At 55.0% G+C, this 15095-nt stretch carries 18 protein-coding genes and 1 pseudogene; 14 read left to right on the top strand and 5 right to left on the bottom strand.

Annotated features, from left to right (window positions below; all coding sequences use genetic code 11):
* The first annotated feature begins 161 nt into the window (after window positions 1–161).
* The 3 genes from K7H09_RS10590 to cobJ are packed head-to-tail and all read left to right on the top strand — an operon-like array spanning window position 162 to window position 2259.
* A complete protein-coding gene (locus K7H09_RS10590) occupies window positions 162–791 on the top strand; it encodes a precorrin-8X methylmutase (protein WP_041158588.1) in 630 nt (209 codons plus the stop codon).
* On the top strand, window positions 788–1513 hold the full coding sequence (locus K7H09_RS10585) for a precorrin-2 C(20)-methyltransferase (protein WP_041158587.1): 726 nt from the start codon (window positions 788–790) through the stop codon (window positions 1511–1513). Before K7H09_RS10590 ends, K7H09_RS10585 begins: the two co-directional genes overlap by 4 nt.
* Window positions 1510–2259 (top strand): precorrin-3B C(17)-methyltransferase, encoded by a 750-nt coding sequence (gene cobJ / locus K7H09_RS10580; protein ID WP_041158586.1) that lies wholly within the window; start codon window positions 1510–1512, stop codon window positions 2257–2259. Before K7H09_RS10585 ends, cobJ begins: the two co-directional genes overlap by 4 nt.
* Here the strand turns inward: cobJ and K7H09_RS10575 are convergent.
* On the bottom strand, window positions 2256–2993 hold the full coding sequence (locus K7H09_RS10575; protein WP_230804610.1) for a cobalt-precorrin-6A reductase: 738 nt from the start codon (window positions 2991–2993) through the stop codon (window positions 2256–2258). The two genes, cobJ and K7H09_RS10575, sit on opposite strands and share 4 nt — an antisense overlap.
* Between K7H09_RS10575 and K7H09_RS10570 the strand changes: the two genes are divergently transcribed.
* The 6 genes from K7H09_RS10570 (at window position 2992) to K7H09_RS10545 (ending at window position 7555) form a co-directional block, all read left to right on the top strand.
* A complete protein-coding gene (locus K7H09_RS10570; RefSeq protein WP_041158584.1) occupies window positions 2992–4215 on the top strand; it encodes a bifunctional cobalt-precorrin-7 (C(5))-methyltransferase/cobalt-precorrin-6B (C(15))-methyltransferase in 1224 nt (407 codons plus the stop codon). The genes K7H09_RS10575 and K7H09_RS10570 overlap by 2 nt on opposite strands.
* Entirely contained in the window at window positions 4212–4595 is a 384-nt protein-coding gene (locus K7H09_RS10565; protein ID WP_041158583.1) for a cobalamin biosynthesis protein, read from the top strand. Before K7H09_RS10570 ends, K7H09_RS10565 begins: the two co-directional genes overlap by 4 nt.
* Window positions 4595–5398, top strand: coding sequence for a precorrin-4 C(11)-methyltransferase (cobM, locus tag K7H09_RS10560; RefSeq protein ID WP_041158582.1), 804 nt, complete (start codon window positions 4595–4597; stop codon window positions 5396–5398). The genes K7H09_RS10565 and cobM overlap by 1 nt, the downstream gene beginning before the upstream one ends.
* Window positions 5395–6159, top strand: a complete 765-nt coding sequence (gene cobF, locus K7H09_RS10555; RefSeq protein WP_041158581.1) for a precorrin-6A synthase (deacetylating) — start codon at window positions 5395–5397, stop codon at window positions 6157–6159. The genes cobM and cobF overlap by 4 nt, the downstream gene beginning before the upstream one ends.
* 70 nt (window positions 6160–6229) lie before the next feature.
* Window positions 6230–6670: a YtoQ family protein gene (locus K7H09_RS10550; RefSeq protein ID WP_041158580.1), complete on the top strand. Its 441-nt coding sequence runs from the start codon at window positions 6230–6232 to the stop codon at window positions 6668–6670.
* A 504-nt stretch (window positions 6671–7174) separates the two neighbouring features.
* The gene (locus tag K7H09_RS10545) at window positions 7175–7555 is read left to right on the top strand and encodes a hypothetical protein (protein WP_141440944.1); all 381 of its coding nucleotides are present in this window, start codon (window positions 7175–7177) and stop codon (window positions 7553–7555) included.
* A gap of 54 nt (window positions 7556–7609) precedes the next feature.
* On the opposite strand, the pseudogene K7H09_RS24600 reads toward K7H09_RS10545, so the two are convergent.
* Window positions 7610–8169, bottom strand: a pseudogene (locus K7H09_RS24600) (transposase); the annotation flags it as partial.
* A 922-nt stretch (window positions 8170–9091) separates the two neighbouring features.
* On the opposite strand from K7H09_RS24600, the gene rho reads away from it, so the two are divergent.
* The gene (gene rho / locus K7H09_RS10535; RefSeq protein WP_052475636.1) at window positions 9092–10048 is read left to right on the top strand and encodes a transcription termination factor Rho; all 957 of its coding nucleotides are present in this window, start codon (window positions 9092–9094) and stop codon (window positions 10046–10048) included.
* Window positions 10049–10104: 56 nt separating this feature from the next.
* On the opposite strand, the gene K7H09_RS10530 is transcribed toward rho, so the two are convergent.
* Window positions 10105–11301 (bottom strand): DEAD/DEAH box helicase, encoded by a 1197-nt coding sequence (locus K7H09_RS10530; RefSeq protein ID WP_041158666.1) that lies wholly within the window; start codon window positions 11299–11301, stop codon window positions 10105–10107.
* Between the two features lie 421 nt (window positions 11302–11722).
* On the opposite strand from K7H09_RS10530, the gene K7H09_RS10525 reads away from it, so the two are divergent.
* A complete protein-coding gene (locus K7H09_RS10525) occupies window positions 11723–12250 on the top strand; it encodes a L,D-transpeptidase family protein (RefSeq protein ID WP_084625354.1) in 528 nt (175 codons plus the stop codon).
* Between the two features lie 13 nt (window positions 12251–12263).
* Here K7H09_RS10525 and K7H09_RS10520 read toward each other — a convergent pair whose 3' ends face one another.
* The gene (locus tag K7H09_RS10520) at window positions 12264–12413 is read right to left on the bottom strand and encodes a hypothetical protein (protein WP_161575208.1); all 150 of its coding nucleotides are present in this window, start codon (window positions 12411–12413) and stop codon (window positions 12264–12266) included.
* A gap of 322 nt (window positions 12414–12735) precedes the next feature.
* On the opposite strand from K7H09_RS10520, the gene K7H09_RS10515 reads away from it, so the two are divergent.
* Together K7H09_RS10515 and K7H09_RS10510 are read left to right on the top strand one after the other, a co-directional pair.
* Entirely contained in the window at window positions 12736–13407 is a 672-nt protein-coding gene (locus tag K7H09_RS10515; protein ID WP_052475635.1) for an HAD family hydrolase, read from the top strand.
* 369 nt (window positions 13408–13776) lie between these two features.
* Window positions 13777–14184: a hypothetical protein gene (locus K7H09_RS10510; RefSeq protein ID WP_041158578.1), complete on the top strand. Its 408-nt coding sequence runs from the start codon at window positions 13777–13779 to the stop codon at window positions 14182–14184.
* A 23-nt stretch (window positions 14185–14207) separates the two neighbouring features.
* Here the strand turns inward: K7H09_RS10510 and soxR are convergent, their stop codons facing one another.
* A complete protein-coding gene (gene soxR / locus K7H09_RS10505) occupies window positions 14208–14690 on the bottom strand; it encodes a redox-sensitive transcriptional activator SoxR (RefSeq protein ID WP_230804609.1) in 483 nt (160 codons plus the stop codon).
* A gap of 104 nt (window positions 14691–14794) precedes the next feature.
* Between soxR and K7H09_RS10500 the strand changes: the two genes are divergently transcribed.
* Window positions 14795–15095, top strand: a 301-nt coding sequence (locus K7H09_RS10500) for a VOC family protein (protein WP_230804608.1), incomplete at its 3' end; no start/stop codon positions are given.

The following is a 15095-nucleotide window of genomic DNA, read 5'->3' as shown; positions in this document are numbered from 1 at the left end:
CTGGATAGCTGAGTGCCAGGGCAGGTTGTAGCGAGGGTCTTTTTCCAGGGATGGAAAAAGTAGCGCCCAGGGACGGGTTCACAGCGCCCTCGCGGAAACCTGTCCTGGCACGGAGGCCTTGCAGACCAGCAACTGCGAATTAGTTTATTTGGAGAGTTTGGGTGCCCTATAAGTATGAAACCAGTGGCCCGGCGATTTACCGGGAGTCGTTTGCGATGATTCGCAGTGAAGCCGAGCTTGGCCGCTTTTCAGTGGAAGAAGAGACCGTGGCGGTGCGCATGATTCACGCCGCCGGGCTGGTGGAATTGGCTGCGTATATTCATTTTCAAAATGACGTGGTCAATAAGGCCCGTGCCGCATTGGAGCAGGGCGCACCGGTCCTCTGCGATGCCCGCATGGTCTCGGAAGGCATCACCCGAAAGCGGCTGCCCGCTGACAACGAGGTCATCTGCACCCTTAACGATGAGCGAACGCCCGGCCTCGCCCAGGAAATGGCCAACACCCGCTCGGCAGCGGCGCTGGAACTGTGGCGGCCGCACCTGGAAGGCGCCGTGGTCGCCATTGGTAACGCGCCCACCGCGCTGTTTCACCTGCTCAATATGCTCGAAGACCCGGCGTGCCCGCGCCCGGTGGCAATTATCGGCTGCCCGGTAGGCTTTGTCGGCGCGGCGGAATCCAAGGAAGCGCTATTGGCTAACCCGGCACTGCCCAGCTGTATCGTACGCGGTCGCCTGGGCGGCAGCGCCGTCACGGTAGCGGCCATCAACGCCATGGCGGATCGCATCGAATGACCCAGGGAACGGTATACGGCGTTGGCCTGGGGCCAGGCAGCCAAGACTTGATGAGCGTGCGCGCCGACCGCCTGATACGCGGGGCGACCCATGTGGCGTATTTTCGTAAAAAGGGTCGCTGCGGCCATGCGCGAACCATCGTGGAGGGCATGATCCCGCCCGGCGCGATCGAGCTGCCCATGGAATACCCGGTCACCACGGAAATTCCCTTCGACGACCCGCGCTACAATGAGCTACTGGCGGCTTTCTACGAACGCAGCGTGGCCCAGCTCATCGAGATGGCGGAAGCCGGGTGCGATGTGGTGGTGCTGTGTGAAGGCGACCCGTTCTTCTATGGCTCCTTCATGCACCTCTACACGCGGCTGCTAAACCGCGTGCCGGTCTCGGTGGTGCCGGGAATTACCGGCATGTCGGCGGCGTGGACGGCCACCGGGCAGCCGATTACCTGGGGCGATGACATCCTGACCGTGCTGATGGCCACGCTACCGGAAGACGCGTTGGCCGAGCGCATCGCCCAGACCGACGCGCTGGTAGTGATGAAGATTGGCCGTAACCTGGCCAAGCTGCGTCGGGCACTGGTTCACGCTGGCCGCGAAGGCGAAGCCTGGCTGATCGAGTACGCCGCCATGTCGCAACAACGCGTATTGCCGCTGGCGGACGTGGGCGAGAGCGTGCCGTACTTCTCGATTGTGCTGATCCATGGCCATGGGAGGCGACCATGAGCGGCTGGCTGAAAATCGTCGGTCTGGGGCCGGGCTCTGAGGCCATGGTCACTCCCGAGGTAACTGCTGCGCTGGAGGAAGCCACCGACGTGGTGGGCTATGTGCCCTACGTTAACCGGGTCGCGCCGCGTGCTGGTTTAGTCCGCCACGGCTCGGACAACCGCGAAGAGATCCGCCGGGCGGAGCAGGCGCTACAGCTGGCGCTTGAGGGCCATAGAGTCGTGGTGGTGTCTTCCGGTGATCCCGGCGTGTTTGCCATGGCCGCCGCGGTGTTCGAGGCGCTGGACGCGGGCGATACCCAGTGGCGCACGCTGGATATTCAGGTGCTGCCGGGCATTTCCGCCATGCTGGCCGCCAGCGCAAGCGTTGGCGCGCCGCTGGGGCACGACTTCTGCTGCATTAATCTATCCGACAACCTCAAGCCTTGGGCGCTGATTGAAAAGCGCCTGCGCCTGGCTGCCGAGGCTGACTTCGCCATGGCGTTCTACAACCCGCGCTCTAAGGCACGGCCTGCGGGTTTTGAAAGAACGCTAGAGGTACTGCGGGAAGCCTGCGGGCCGGATCGATTGATTATCTTTGCCCGGGCGGTTTCTACGCCAGAAGAGTCGGTTCGCGTCACCACCCTAGGTGAGGCGACGCCGGACATGGCCGATATGCGCACCCTGGTGATTGTCGGTTCCCAGCAGACGCGATTGATAGAGCGAGCAGGATCGCCGCTGGTTTATACGCCGCGCTCCGCTGATTAAGCGTGGTCGCTGAGCCAGCTAAAAACGTCATCAATGCGATGAACTTCGTGGCGGGAAGGCAGTGCTGGCCGCTCGATCATCACCATGGGCAGGCCGAGGGTTCTTGCCGCGGTGAGTTTGGACGCCGCCCCTTCGCCGCCGGCGTTTTTACACACGATGCGCTGGATTCCCTGGGTTTCAAGCAGGGCGAGATCGCCTTCCAGCGTAAACGGGCCTCTATCAATCACGGTGCTAACATCGGCCAGCGGCAACGGGCTGGTAGGCGGGTCAACCAAGCGCAGCACGTAATGGTGCTGGGGCTGGGCGGCAAAGACAGCTAGGTGCATGCGGCCGATAGCAAGCAGCACGCGCTGGGGCGGGCCAGCCAGGGCGCTGACGGCTTCATCGATATTTGCCACGCTTTGCCACTGGTCACCGTTAACAGGTCGCCAGGCAGGCCGGGTGAGGGCAATGGCCTTTACGCCGAACTGCGCCGCCGCGGCTAACACGTTGCTGCTCATCTGCGCGGCAAAAGGATGGGTGGCATCGACGATATGGGTGATGCGCTCCTGGGCGACAAAGGCGGCAAGGCCGTTAACGCCGCCAAAACCGCCAATACGGGTTGGTAGCGGTTGGGGTTTAGGCGTGGCAACGCGACCCGCATAGCTGAAAATGGCGGGAAGCCTGCGCTTGGCAACCGCACTGGCCAGGGCGCTGGCCTCCGAGGTTCCCCCGAGAATTAGGATCTTGATCATGGTTGAAATTTCTCACGCTCCAGTGGGTCAGGCTCCCTGGCTGACCCTTTTAGGCTGGGGGGAGGGTGGCACACAGGCACTAACGGCGGCAAGCCGCGCTGCACTGGAAAGTGCCGAGGTAGTGTTCGGCGCACGCCGCCACCTACGCCTTTTGCCGCCCCTAAACGCCGAGGTGATGGAGTGGCCGGTGCCCTTTGCCGATGGCATTCCCGCGCTATTAGATCAGCGCGGCCGCCGGGTGGTCATGCTGGTCTCGAACGACCCGTTCTGGTTTGGGGCGGGCACAACATTAGCGCAGCATCTTAGCGCTAGCGAGTGGCTGGCTTTGCCAGCGCCTTCCACCTTCAGTCTGGCGGCTGGGCGCTTGGGTTGGCCGCTGGAGCGCTGCACCTGCCTGGGCCTGCACGCCAAACCACTGACTCGTATTCGGCCTTACCTGCATGCCGGTAGGCGTTTGCTGTTGCTGGTAAGAGACGGCGAAGCGGTGGCCGAACTCGCCGCTCTGGTTAGCCAATTTGGCTTTGGGGATTCCCAACTAACGGTGCTGGAAGCCCTGGGCGGTAATAACGAGCGCATTCGCCATTGTCGTGTCGACGCCAGCTTGCCCCAGGATATCGCCCACCCGGTGGCGGTAGCGCTGGAAATCGCCGGCAACGGCCCCGCCTTGCCGCTGACGCCCGGCCTGCCGGACCATTTTTTTGACCACGACGGCCAGATCACCAAGCAGGCCATTCGCGCCATCACTCTGGCGGCGCTGGCCCCCATGCCAGGCGAGCGGCTATGGGATATCGGCACCGGTTCAGGCTCCATCGCCATTGAGTGGCTGCTCGTTCATACGGATAATCAGGCGGTAGGCTTCGAGCAAAACGCAGAACGTGCAGCGCGAGCGCGGAGCAACGCAGTTAACTTGGGCGTCGATTGGTTGGAAGTAAAAGAGGGAAGTGCGCCGGAAGTGCTGAACGATACGCCGCTGCCGGACGCGGTATTTATTGGTGGCGGGTTATCCCATGCGCTGCTGGACGACTTATGGCAGCGCCTGCCCGAGGGTGTGCGCATCGTCGCTAATGCCGTCACCCTGGAATCCGAAGCGCTGCTGGCGCACTGGCAGCACAAGGTAGGGGGCGAGCTGCTGCGCCTGGAGCTGGCCAACGCCACTCCCATCGGCACCCGGCGGGGCTGGAAGGCCAGCTATCCGATCGTTCAGTGGCGGGGCGTTCGATGACAGCACGGGGTTTGAGAATAGCGGGATTTGGCTTTCGCAGCGAGGCCAAGCTTGAATCCCTCGCCCAGGCGCTGGATCAACTTAAAGACCTGTACGGGGCTATCGATAAGCTGGCGGCGGCTCATTCAATGCTGCCGTTAGTCGAAGAACTGGGACGACTGCGCAACATTGAAGTTATCGCCGTGGCGGACGCCGAGCTACCAACGGTGACAACGCTGACTCATTCAGCACAAAGTTTACAGGCCCGCGGCACGGGCAGCGTGGCCGAGGCCGTGGCGCTATTAGCGGCGGGCCCTAATGCTAAGTTAGTGGGGCCAAGAATCATCTCAGCGGATCGACAGGCCACCGCCGCGTTGGCGTTAGCAGAAGGAAATAGATAATGACGGTACATTTCATTGGCGCCGGCCCCGGCGCGCCGGATCTGCTTACTCTGCGCGGGCGCGACCTGATCGCCGCCTGCCCGGTGTGCCTGTACGCAGGCTCATTAGTGCCTGAGGAAATCCTCGAGCACTGCCCGGCAGGGGCGCGGGTGATCAACACCGCGCTGCTATCGCTGGATGACATCATGCAGGAAATCGGCCGCGCCCACGCCGAAGACCAGGATGTCGCCCGGCTGCATTCGGGGGATCTATCGGTATGGTCGGCCATGGGCGAGCAACTGCGCCGCCTGCGCGAGCTGGATATCCCCTACAGCATTACCCCCGGCGTGCCAGCGTTTGCGGCTGCTTCGGCAACCTTGGGCCAGGAGCTGACGCTGCCCGGTGTCGCCCAGTCGGTAGTGCTCACCCGCACGCCGGGCCGGGCCAGCGCCATGCCCAGCGATGAGACGCTTGCTAATTTTGCCCGCACCGGGGCTACGCTTGCCATCCATCTCTCTATTCATAACCTTACCCAGGTGGTCGAAAGCCTGACGCCTTACTACGGCGACCAGTGCCCGGTAGCGATTGTGTGGCGGGCAAGCTGGCCCGACGAGCGGGTGGTACGCGGGCGGCTAGCCACTATAGAAGCTTTGATTGATGAGACCATGCAGCGCACCGCGCTAATTCTGGTGGGGTCGGTGCTCGAAAGCGATGACTTCCAGGAGAGCAGCCTCTACGCCGTTGGCTACGACCGCCGCTTTCGTCCCCAGTCGGCGGATTCGCCTTTTGCTACGGCAAGCCAAGACCAAGAGAGCGAATCATGATCACGCTATCGCTCATAGGCATCGGCACCGGCAACCTTGATCACGTCACCCTGGCCGCCGTGCGCGCCCTCAATAACGCCGACCTGATCCTGCTGCCCCGCAAGGGCGAGGCCAAGTCGGATTTGATCGACCTGCGCCGCTTACTCTGCGAACGTCTGCTGGAAGCGCCGGTAACCACCAAGATCGTCGAGTTCGATCTCCCCAGTCGAGATGGCCGCAATGACTACCTCGGCGCGGTAGACGATTGGCACGCTGCCATCGCCAGCGTCTGGGCGCAGCTAATCGATGAACATCTACCCAACGGCGGGCGAGTAGGGATGCTGGTGTGGGGCGACCCCTCGCTTTACGACAGCAGCCTGCGCATTACCCAGCGCCTAAGCGCCGCGGGTAAGCAGGTTGATGTAGAGGTAGTGCCGGGCATCACCAGCCTGCAAGTGCTCACTGCTGAACATAAAATCCCCCTCAACGCCCTCGCCGAACCGGTACACATCACCACCGGCCGCCGCCTGCGCGAGCGCGGCTGGCCAAGTGATGCCGCCACCGTCGCCGTAATGCTGGATAGCGGCGGGGCGTTTATCACGCTGCCACAAGATGACACCTACATCTGGTGGGGCGCCTACCTGGGCATGGATAAACAGTGCCTGATCAAAGGTTGGCTAAGCGACGTCGGCGACCAGATCATCCAGCGCCGAGCAGAGCTGCGCGACACCCACGGCTGGATAATGGATATTTATCTGCTGGCCAGACAGCCTCTGCTATAGTGCTGGTGTTAATATGGAATGATTTTCCATAAAATAGCGCTACTGACCAACTAACCTTTGAGGAATGGCCATGAGCTTTTACGTTTACCTATCCGGCGAGATCCACACCGACTGGCGCGAAGAAATCCAGCGCGGCGCCGAGGCCGCGGGCCTGGATATCGTGTTTACCGCACCGGCCACCGACCACGCCGCCTCTGACGCCGCTGGCGACCACTTGGGCAAGCCGGAAAATGGCTTCTGGCGCGACCATCAGTCGTCCAAGGTCAACGCCATTCGCACCCGCACCATGATCGAGCAGGCGGATCTGGTCGTTGTACGCTTCGGCGACCAGTACAAACAGTGGAACGCCGCCTTCGACGCAGGCTACTGCGCAGCCCTCGCCAAGCCCTACATCACCCTTCATAGCGAAGATATTATCCACCCGCTGAAAGAAGTCGATGCTGGTGCTCAGGCCTGGTGCACCACTACTGATCAAGTGGTTGAAACCCTGCGCTACGTTCTGAAAGCCTAATACGCCCACCCAGCTAAGTGCACGGTGCCCTATAAGGGGCATAGTGCCACAAAGTCTGCAATAGGGGGCTGTAGGAGCCCAATTCATTGGGCGATCAGCGTGTAATCAGCCACCAAAAACGATCGCCCGACGGAGTCGGGCTCTTACAGAAGCCCTCTGCAATTGGGTTACGGGCTGGCATTTCGTCGCGCGATCAGCAGTTATCCCGCCACCGCAAGCCATGCTCGACGAAGTTGGGCGCTTACAAGGCCCTGTGCAGAGGGTGTTGTAAGAGCCCAATTTATTGGGCGATCAAGCGTCTATCCCGTCACCAAAAAACTATCGTCTGACAAAGTTAGGCTGTTACCTAAGCCCGTCCCTTAAGACCATGCAAAATTTCTTGCGATAGGCGCGTCAGCTACGCTACTTTTCATATGTAGCGAATAAGCATTCTATAAAATAGCGGGTATGTGATTTTCAAACCTGCTGGTGGCTGATAATAAGTTATAAGGGAGGTTACTCGTTGTGAATAGGATTGCATTAACAGCGATACTTTTGCTGTCACTCTTTTCATCGTTGGCATGGGCAGATACCAAGCCTAGGCCAATGATTATGGAGCTGTTTCGTTCGCAGATAGATGCCATTGCCTCAGAGAGCTATGAGCAATTTATGGATCATGCGGATGCAAACTTTCGCCAATCGATCAGCCAAGATCAGTTTGGTGCTCTTTCAGAGTCTTTATCCCCAAGGCTTGTGGATGGCTATCAGTCAGAGTATTTGGGCGCTTTAAATCAGGACGGCTTCAACGTTCATTTGTGGAAGATGACCCTTGCCAGCTCGGATTCCGACAATCTCGTAAAAATGGCCATGCGGGAAAACGAAATAGCAGGGTTCTGGATCCAATAAACAGTTAACCAGGGGCGCTAGCCGACTGGCAAACCTGCTGTTGAAACCCTGAATTCAAACATTAAACGCAGTACCTGTGGTTTTCAGCGCCCCTGAATGCTCTCCGAGGAACACTTGTGCCGATGTCCGATACCCCAAACGTTTTCTGTGGCGATTGTGTAGCTTGGCAACGGCTCTCTTCAGTGCTGAGTCGCTCACCTTTCGGAAGTCCGTTCCTTTCGGGAAATGTTGGCGAATCAGTCCGTTGGTGTTTTCATTGGTGCCATGCTGGCATGAGCGGTGCGGGCCGCAAAAAAGGTCTTGGCCGATGGTTCGCACTGCTCCACGGCGTGGTGCTAATAACTGTGTGATCGGCTTGGCCGTTCTAGTGGTCGTGATCTTAGGAAGGCGCGCTGCGAAGAGGTAACCGCTAGGGTCTCCTTTATACCGTATCGCCCTCCCAATCGACGATATGGTGCCTCTTTCCCACTTCGGCGGGGCGCTGTGGGATATTGCCCAATCCCGTATAGTTGTCCAACTGGCGCTGATAGCGCCGCTGGCGTTCGCTTCCATAGTTCACCGCCCTGTTTCTTATTATCCCAGAAGATCCACAGATGGCTTACACTAACTCCGCTGGCATTTGGCTTGTGGCGCAGCAGCGCTGGAGTAGGGTGGGGCGGACTCCATCCCGTTGGTAAAGTCGAGAGGGTACTGGCGTTGGCCCTCCTTCCTCTACTGTGTGAACCAAAGTGCTGAGGTTATTCTATGAATCCAGGATGTCAGGTGATTAGGGCTGTTTTATGTGCATGATAAGAATGTTGAATAGCACAGCGCGTTCATTCCATACCAGAGCGTGAAGTCTAATTACTGTTAACTTACAGCACGCAGGTGAGACGAGAAGAAAAGTAACATGAAGAGCTACCATTACAGTAGCTCTTATCAGTAATATATTCTATTTTTTTGAGGATTTACTAGGTTTTAAGTCCGGAGTATTTCCCGGTGTTTTTTTATTGTCACGTCGACGTTGATCGGGTTTCCCTGTTGATTCTGCAATTGGCTTTGGACCTGGTTTAAGAGCCATAATAGTTTTCCTCAAGTGTTTGAGAGTAATCCTCTCATTCATCAATTTACTTGTATTGATGTGCATGTTCAATAGGCATTAGAGGGGGCGGTCTCAAGTTTGAAGTCTGGAGCGCCGAAATTTAACAAGACGCAGCAGTTTGCGGCCGCCGGACGCTCATAAACTCGCGCCGCTGTGTTTGGTGTTGAGGTTGTAGAAAAACCCCTTTGACGTCTAGGTTTTGGTAGGCTCGAGAAAAAAGACGAGGAGTGGTCAGCATGCCGCACTTCAAGCCCTATAACCAAGATCAGGACGCCATGGTGGTGGTCAACTACTAAGATTAGCTCCAACCCGATACGCTTGAGCGCAAGTGAGACTTATCCGTTTTCCATACCGAGTGCCGCAAGGAGCGACCAGTCGGCTGGCCTATGATGCAGCTATTTTTATAAATTCAGTATTCTATAAATTCAAGTTATTTAAGGCGATCAATCAATATTATGACGAGAAAAACACTAGGTTTGAAGGTGAAAAGGCAGGTAGGCGCCAAGCCCGCCGACGAGGTTGAAGATCAATTCCCTAATGATCCCGAAAAACGTTTTTTAAATGGCGTCGCTATTCATCCTTCCCCACGCATTTATTTAGAGCCTGGTTCTAAGCAGCGTACTGTGCGAATGATGGATTTAATTACGCCTATTGGGATGGGGCAGCGAGGGTTGATTGTTGCGCCGCCAGGCTCTGGCAAAACGACGATGTTAAAACATATCTGTCAGGCCGTGGCTGAGGCTCATCCGGAAATAAAGCTGTATGCCTTGTTGATTGATGAGCGCCCGGAAGAAGTGACCGATTTTAAACGCAGTGTTTCGGCAGAAGTGCATGCATCGTCTTCAGACGAAAGCTATACACACCATGTAAAAATGGCAGACAAGCTTCTTGAGACGGCGCGTAAGCAAGCAGGCGACGGTCATAACGTGATGATTGTGATCGATTCTTTGACGAGACTCTCGCGCGTTCATAATGCCGAGCAGCGGGGCAATGGTCGCACTATGTCGGGTGGGCTGGATTCCCGAGCGATGGAAATACCGCGAAAACTGTTTGGCGCCGCGAGAAAGATCGAAAACGGCGGATCGCTCACCATTCTGGCCACCGTGCTGGTGGATACCGGAAGTCGTATGGATCAGGTGATTTTCGAGGAGTTCAAGGGCACCGGCAATATGGAACTCGTGTTATCCCGGGAAGTTGCCAATCAACGGATTTTCCCTGCGATAGATATTGCCAAAAGTAGTACCCGTCGAGAAGAGCTTTTGATTGATGCAAAAGATATTGAAAAGGTAAGGACATTGCGCAGAGGTTTGACAACGCTTAAGCCAGTAGAAGGCGCGCAGAAGTTGCTTGAGTTATTGGATAAATATCCAACGAATGCCGAGCTATTAGATGTGTTTTTACCAGCTTCTTGAAATGGCTGTAATAAAGAAGCCCACCTTTTTTAAGAGGTGAGCTTCTTTTTTAAGGTTTAACGATTACTTTGTTTATTATAGTTTAAGTTTGACTCGGGTACTGCTTTGCGAACCGGAAAGCCTGCAATCTCTTTGCGCTCAATAATGCTTTTTAACCGTCTTTCAATGGCACAAAGATTTTTAAAGTCACTCATGTCGACTAAAGAGATGGCTTCCCCTGAGGCGCCCGCGCGGCCGGTTCGGCCAATGCGGTGGATGTACTCTTCTGGCTTAAAGGGTAAATCATAATTCACCACACGGCTCAGTTCGCCAATATCCAAACCTCGCGCGGCAACCCCTGTGGCGACCAAGTACTTTAATTCGCCAGATTTGAACTGAGCCAGAATCTTTTCGCGCATCGCTTGGCTTCTATCGCCATGAATGGAATCCGCTGTGATGCCGCGTTTTTCCAATTGAGCAACAAGCTTGGCTGCATTGTGTTTTTTCTCGGTAAAAATAAGCGCCTGATCCCACTTTTGTTCGTTGATCAAGTGGCTTAACAAGGCGGACTTAGTGTCTTTATCGACGGTGATTAGCCATTGTTGGACATTAGCGGCGGCGCGGATATTGGGAGAAATGGATATTTCAGCCGCAAGATCGGTCATCTTGCTATCTGAAAAATCGTAGGCCAGCGCCCGAACGTCGTCGGTCATTGTGGCCGAAAACAGTAGGTTCTGACGGTCTTCAGGCAGGCGTTCTATGATTTTATAGATATCGTCGACAAAACCCATGTCGACCATTCTGTCCGCTTCGTCCAATACCATGACTTTAAGTTCATCAAAGTGCAGTGCACGCTGATGTGCCAAATCAAGCAATCTGCCCGGCGTGGCGACCAGAATATCCACTCCTTTGATCAGGCGCTCTTTTTGAGCTTCGGTATCCACACCGCCATACATAGCCATGGAGGTTAACTGCGTGTGTTTAGCGTATTGAGCCACATTGGCTTCGACCTGAACCGCAAGCTCACGGGTGGGCACGAGGATCAGTGCGCGTATGCGCTTGCCGCGTAACGTTCCCGCGTTGCTGAATCGTTCTAGCAGAGGCAGAACAAAGGCAGCGGTTTTGCCTGTGCCTGTTTGTGCGGTAGCGATTAAGTCGTTACCCGAAAGAATGGCAGGAATCGCTTGTTTCTGGATTGGCGTTGGAGTTTTGTAACCTAGTTCGGTAATCGCTTGAACAAGAGGAGTGGATAAGCCTAGTTTTGCAAATGGCATAAGGTGCCCTGACAGATTGTCGTAAGGTGTGTCGAAAATAAAAGATGAGGCAGTATAAAGTAAAAGCAGCTGTTCGTTGCTCGAATTGTGCAACTAGCTTCATGATGCAGAATGGCGAATCTTGTTATGAAGTAGAATAATGTATTTAATTCAATATAAATAGGGGTTTTCTGTGGTTTGGCTATCGCCGAGCAGCCTAAACTCATCTAAGCCTTGAAGAGCTTTCGGTTCACTAAGCAGCACAAGTGCAGCGTATCACTATTGCGAACGAAGCGGTTCAGTGGAAGACAGTCAAGGCACTAATGATGCACGGGCATCATTAGTACGAATCTAACGAGGTGCGTCATTCGGGGCCTGTGGCCCCTGCGACGCTCGTAAGTTCGTGCGAATACGCACGGCGTTATACCAAAAGGCGGTTAAAGTGCGATACAGACTTCTAGCAATCCTGTTACTTGTTCTGACGCTTGGGGTGGGTGTCTACTTTGCAGATTCCCGCTTGCCAGCGTTGTTTGCTGAAGAACTTCCGCAGGCAGAGGCAGTATTGGTGCTCAAGGAAGAGCGGAAACTTTATCTATTGAGGGATGGCGAGCCATACCGCGAATACGGGATTGCACTCGGAGGTAATCCGGTCGGACATAAACAGAAAGAAGGTGATCAACAGACACCGGAAGGCGACTATGTACTCGACTGGAGAAACCCTAACAGCATGGCTCATCTGTCTCTTCATGTCTCATACCCAAACGAGGATGATCGCGCACAGGCGGAGGCGCGTGGCGTTTCGCCTGGGGGTATGATCATGATCCACGGTCAGAGGAACGGATTCGGCTGGTTGGGTCGCCTAGTCCAACGATGGGATTGGACTGATGGTTGCATCGCGGTTACCAATGTTGCGATGGAAGAGATTTGGCACGCGGTGCCAAACGGAACACCAATTCGCATTGAGCCGTAAATGAATAACCGCGTTAAGCGCGAAGCAAGCCGACTTCTTTCTGGCCGTCAAAGACAATCAGCCACAGCTCAAAGGCGTGATCGATGATTTCTTCGTTAAATTTTGCGCCATGCACGCGTCGCAAATGACGCACGCGATCAAGTGAGAAGTCGGTAGCGGACATGGGAGTGTTCAGACAAATATCGAGAACACTCGCTTGTCTTAGAATGAGAGTCCTTATCTACGTGTGATTACCCTGATACAACAGAGGGGGCTGTATTCGATTCGTTAATTTACGAACGGAACATTGAACGTGCAAATACTCTGATAGATACTTTCATTAGTAAGGATAGTCAATCACCCCAACCGATAATTTACGCCATGCGGATAGCGCTGAACCCGCTTCGCTTTATCACAAGTCACCAATGCGCTAATTATGGGGGCTGGCAAGCTAGCATCTATTATAACTATGCTAGCGTTCACAAATTACGTTTCTCGGAAATCATATGCAACTTCGAGCAATCCTATTCGACCATGATGGCACTCTCGTCAACTCTGAACCAGTTCACTACAGAATGTGGGTGGAAGTTCTTCAGCGCTATGGCTTTACGTTATCGGAACAGCAGTACAAGGCTCGCTATGCAGGCGTACCAACTCCTGCCAATGCCATAGACTTGGTGCAGCGATATGGCATGGATGAATCTCCGGAGCTACTTGCTGAGGCGAAGAACGCCGCAACACGTGAGTACCTGGAACGGCAAACTTTCCCCATGATGCCCGGTGTAGAAGAGGCCATATCCTACTTTCATGGCGCAGGTCTGAAGCTTGCTGTTGTAACGGGTGCCAGTGCGAACGGTGTTCAAACAACGTTAAGGGCCAACGAGTTAGAGCAATATTTTTCTGCGATAGTCTCAGGAGATGATGTCCGGGCAAGCAAGCCTGCGCCGGATTGTTATTTACTCGCTCTGCAGCAGCTTGGTGTCTCCGCCGCTGAATGTCTAGCAATTGAAGATACTCAGCATGGGCTTGAAGCTGCCTTCCAGGCGGGCATCAACTGTGTGGCATTGCCTACGGAGATGTCTATGCATCATGATTTCCATTTAGCAGTAGCGACTCTTGGGGGCATACCAGAAGCAGTGGCTTACGTGCGTGAAATTTTTCTAGGAAGTGAAGCCTAAAAAGCTACGTTACTGAATAACTGTCACACTGCTTCACGGCTAAAAAGTCACTGCTAAGCACTGTGTTAGACGTGATGCTATGATGAAAATCCTAGCATTTTCTACCCACGACCATTTGGCTGAGACTGGCCCGTTTAGACGTCTATAAGAGTTGCTGGCTGGCCCTGAATACCCTGTGTTCCAAGATATCCTGGCTTTTATTCGAGACGGGGTCAGCAGGCTCAAGAGCGCCTTGCCACGTTGAGAAAAGCGCTTGTTGAGGGTGAATCGAGCGAACCCAAGCGGCTTGATATAATTGGCTACCAAGGCAGTTAGGCATAAGCAGATGAAGGCAGTTAAGTAGTGGCCAAACGGAGCACGGGCAACCAAATGAACCCCGTCATTCAAGAAGAAATATCCGGCTGTGGCATCGCATCATGCGCTGCTCTTGCGGGCATTAGCTATGCGCAGGCCAAAGAAAAAGCAAACGCTTTGGGTATCTATGCCGAAGACACAGCGCTTTGGTCAGACACCGAGTACGTTCGTAAGCTCTTGCGTGCTTTGGGTATCACGGCTGCTCCTACGGAGACGCCATTCGATACCTGGGAGCGCCTTCCAGATAAAGCACTGTTGGCGATCAAATGGCGCATGGAGCAGGGCAGACCTTTCTGGCATTGGGTGGTGTTTGCTAGAAGCGAGCGGGAAACCGTGGTGCTGGATTCCAAAAAATCCCTGAAAACAAACACCCGCCGTGACTTCGGACGCATCAAACCCAAGTGGTTCATTCGTGTAGATTAATGCTTGAGGGCTGCTAATAAGCGCTATGAGCTAGCGCTTGGTTCTTGCTGAGCTCTCGCTTTCTGTTCTGCCTGATCCAACAGGACTGGGCCGCTACCTGATTCCGCCAGCTTGTCGTCCGGGTTGTAGAGCGGGCAACTGGTCATGCTCAGGCAGCCGCAGCCGATACAGCCTGCCAGGTTATTACGCAGCTTTTGCAGATAAGCAATCCGGCCATCAAGCATCTGCTGCCAGTTTTTTGAAAGCTGTTGCCAGTCTTCAACCATCGGTGTGCGGTTATTGGGCAGTGATTCAAAAGCTCGCTTGATCTCATCCAGGCTCACGCCGACTTTCTGCGCGGCTTTAATCACCGAAATCCGCCTTAGCACTTCCGGTTTGTAACGGCGCTGGTTGCCCGCATTGCGCCAGCTTTGGATCAGACCTTGTTGCTCGTAAAAGTGCAAGGTGCTGACTTTAATGCCGCAGCGCTTTGCCACCTTGCCAACACTCCAAATTGCCTCTGCCATCACGCACTCCTGAATCTTTTTTGCCATTTTTTTCCAATAACAGCTTTACCTCAAGTGAAGTTGAGGTTTTATCCTGCCATTTCACTTAACGCAAGGAGACTCTTATGTACTTGGAACACGTTAATCTGGTCGTTGATGATATGGATGCCATGTTGGATTTTTACCGCGCTGTATTCCCGCATTGGCGGGTACGCGATGAAGGCCGTGGCGAGTGGTATGGCAAACCGCGTAAATGGGTGCACTTTGGTGACGACGAACATTACCTGGCGTTTAGCGATCACGGCGAAGGGGCGAATCGCGATCTGAAAGGCCACAGCGTTGGCTTGGCCCATTTTGCCTATGCGACCGATAACCTTGATGCCGTTGTGGCCAGATTGAATAACGCGGGTTATGCCATTGCGAAAC

Source organism: Halomonas sp. IOP_14, from assembly GCF_021021315.1.
GTDB lineage: Bacteria > Pseudomonadota > Gammaproteobacteria > Pseudomonadales > Halomonadaceae > Vreelandella > Vreelandella titanicae.
Note: the sequence above shows the minus strand (reverse complement) of the source record. Positions and strands in the feature narration are given on the sequence as shown.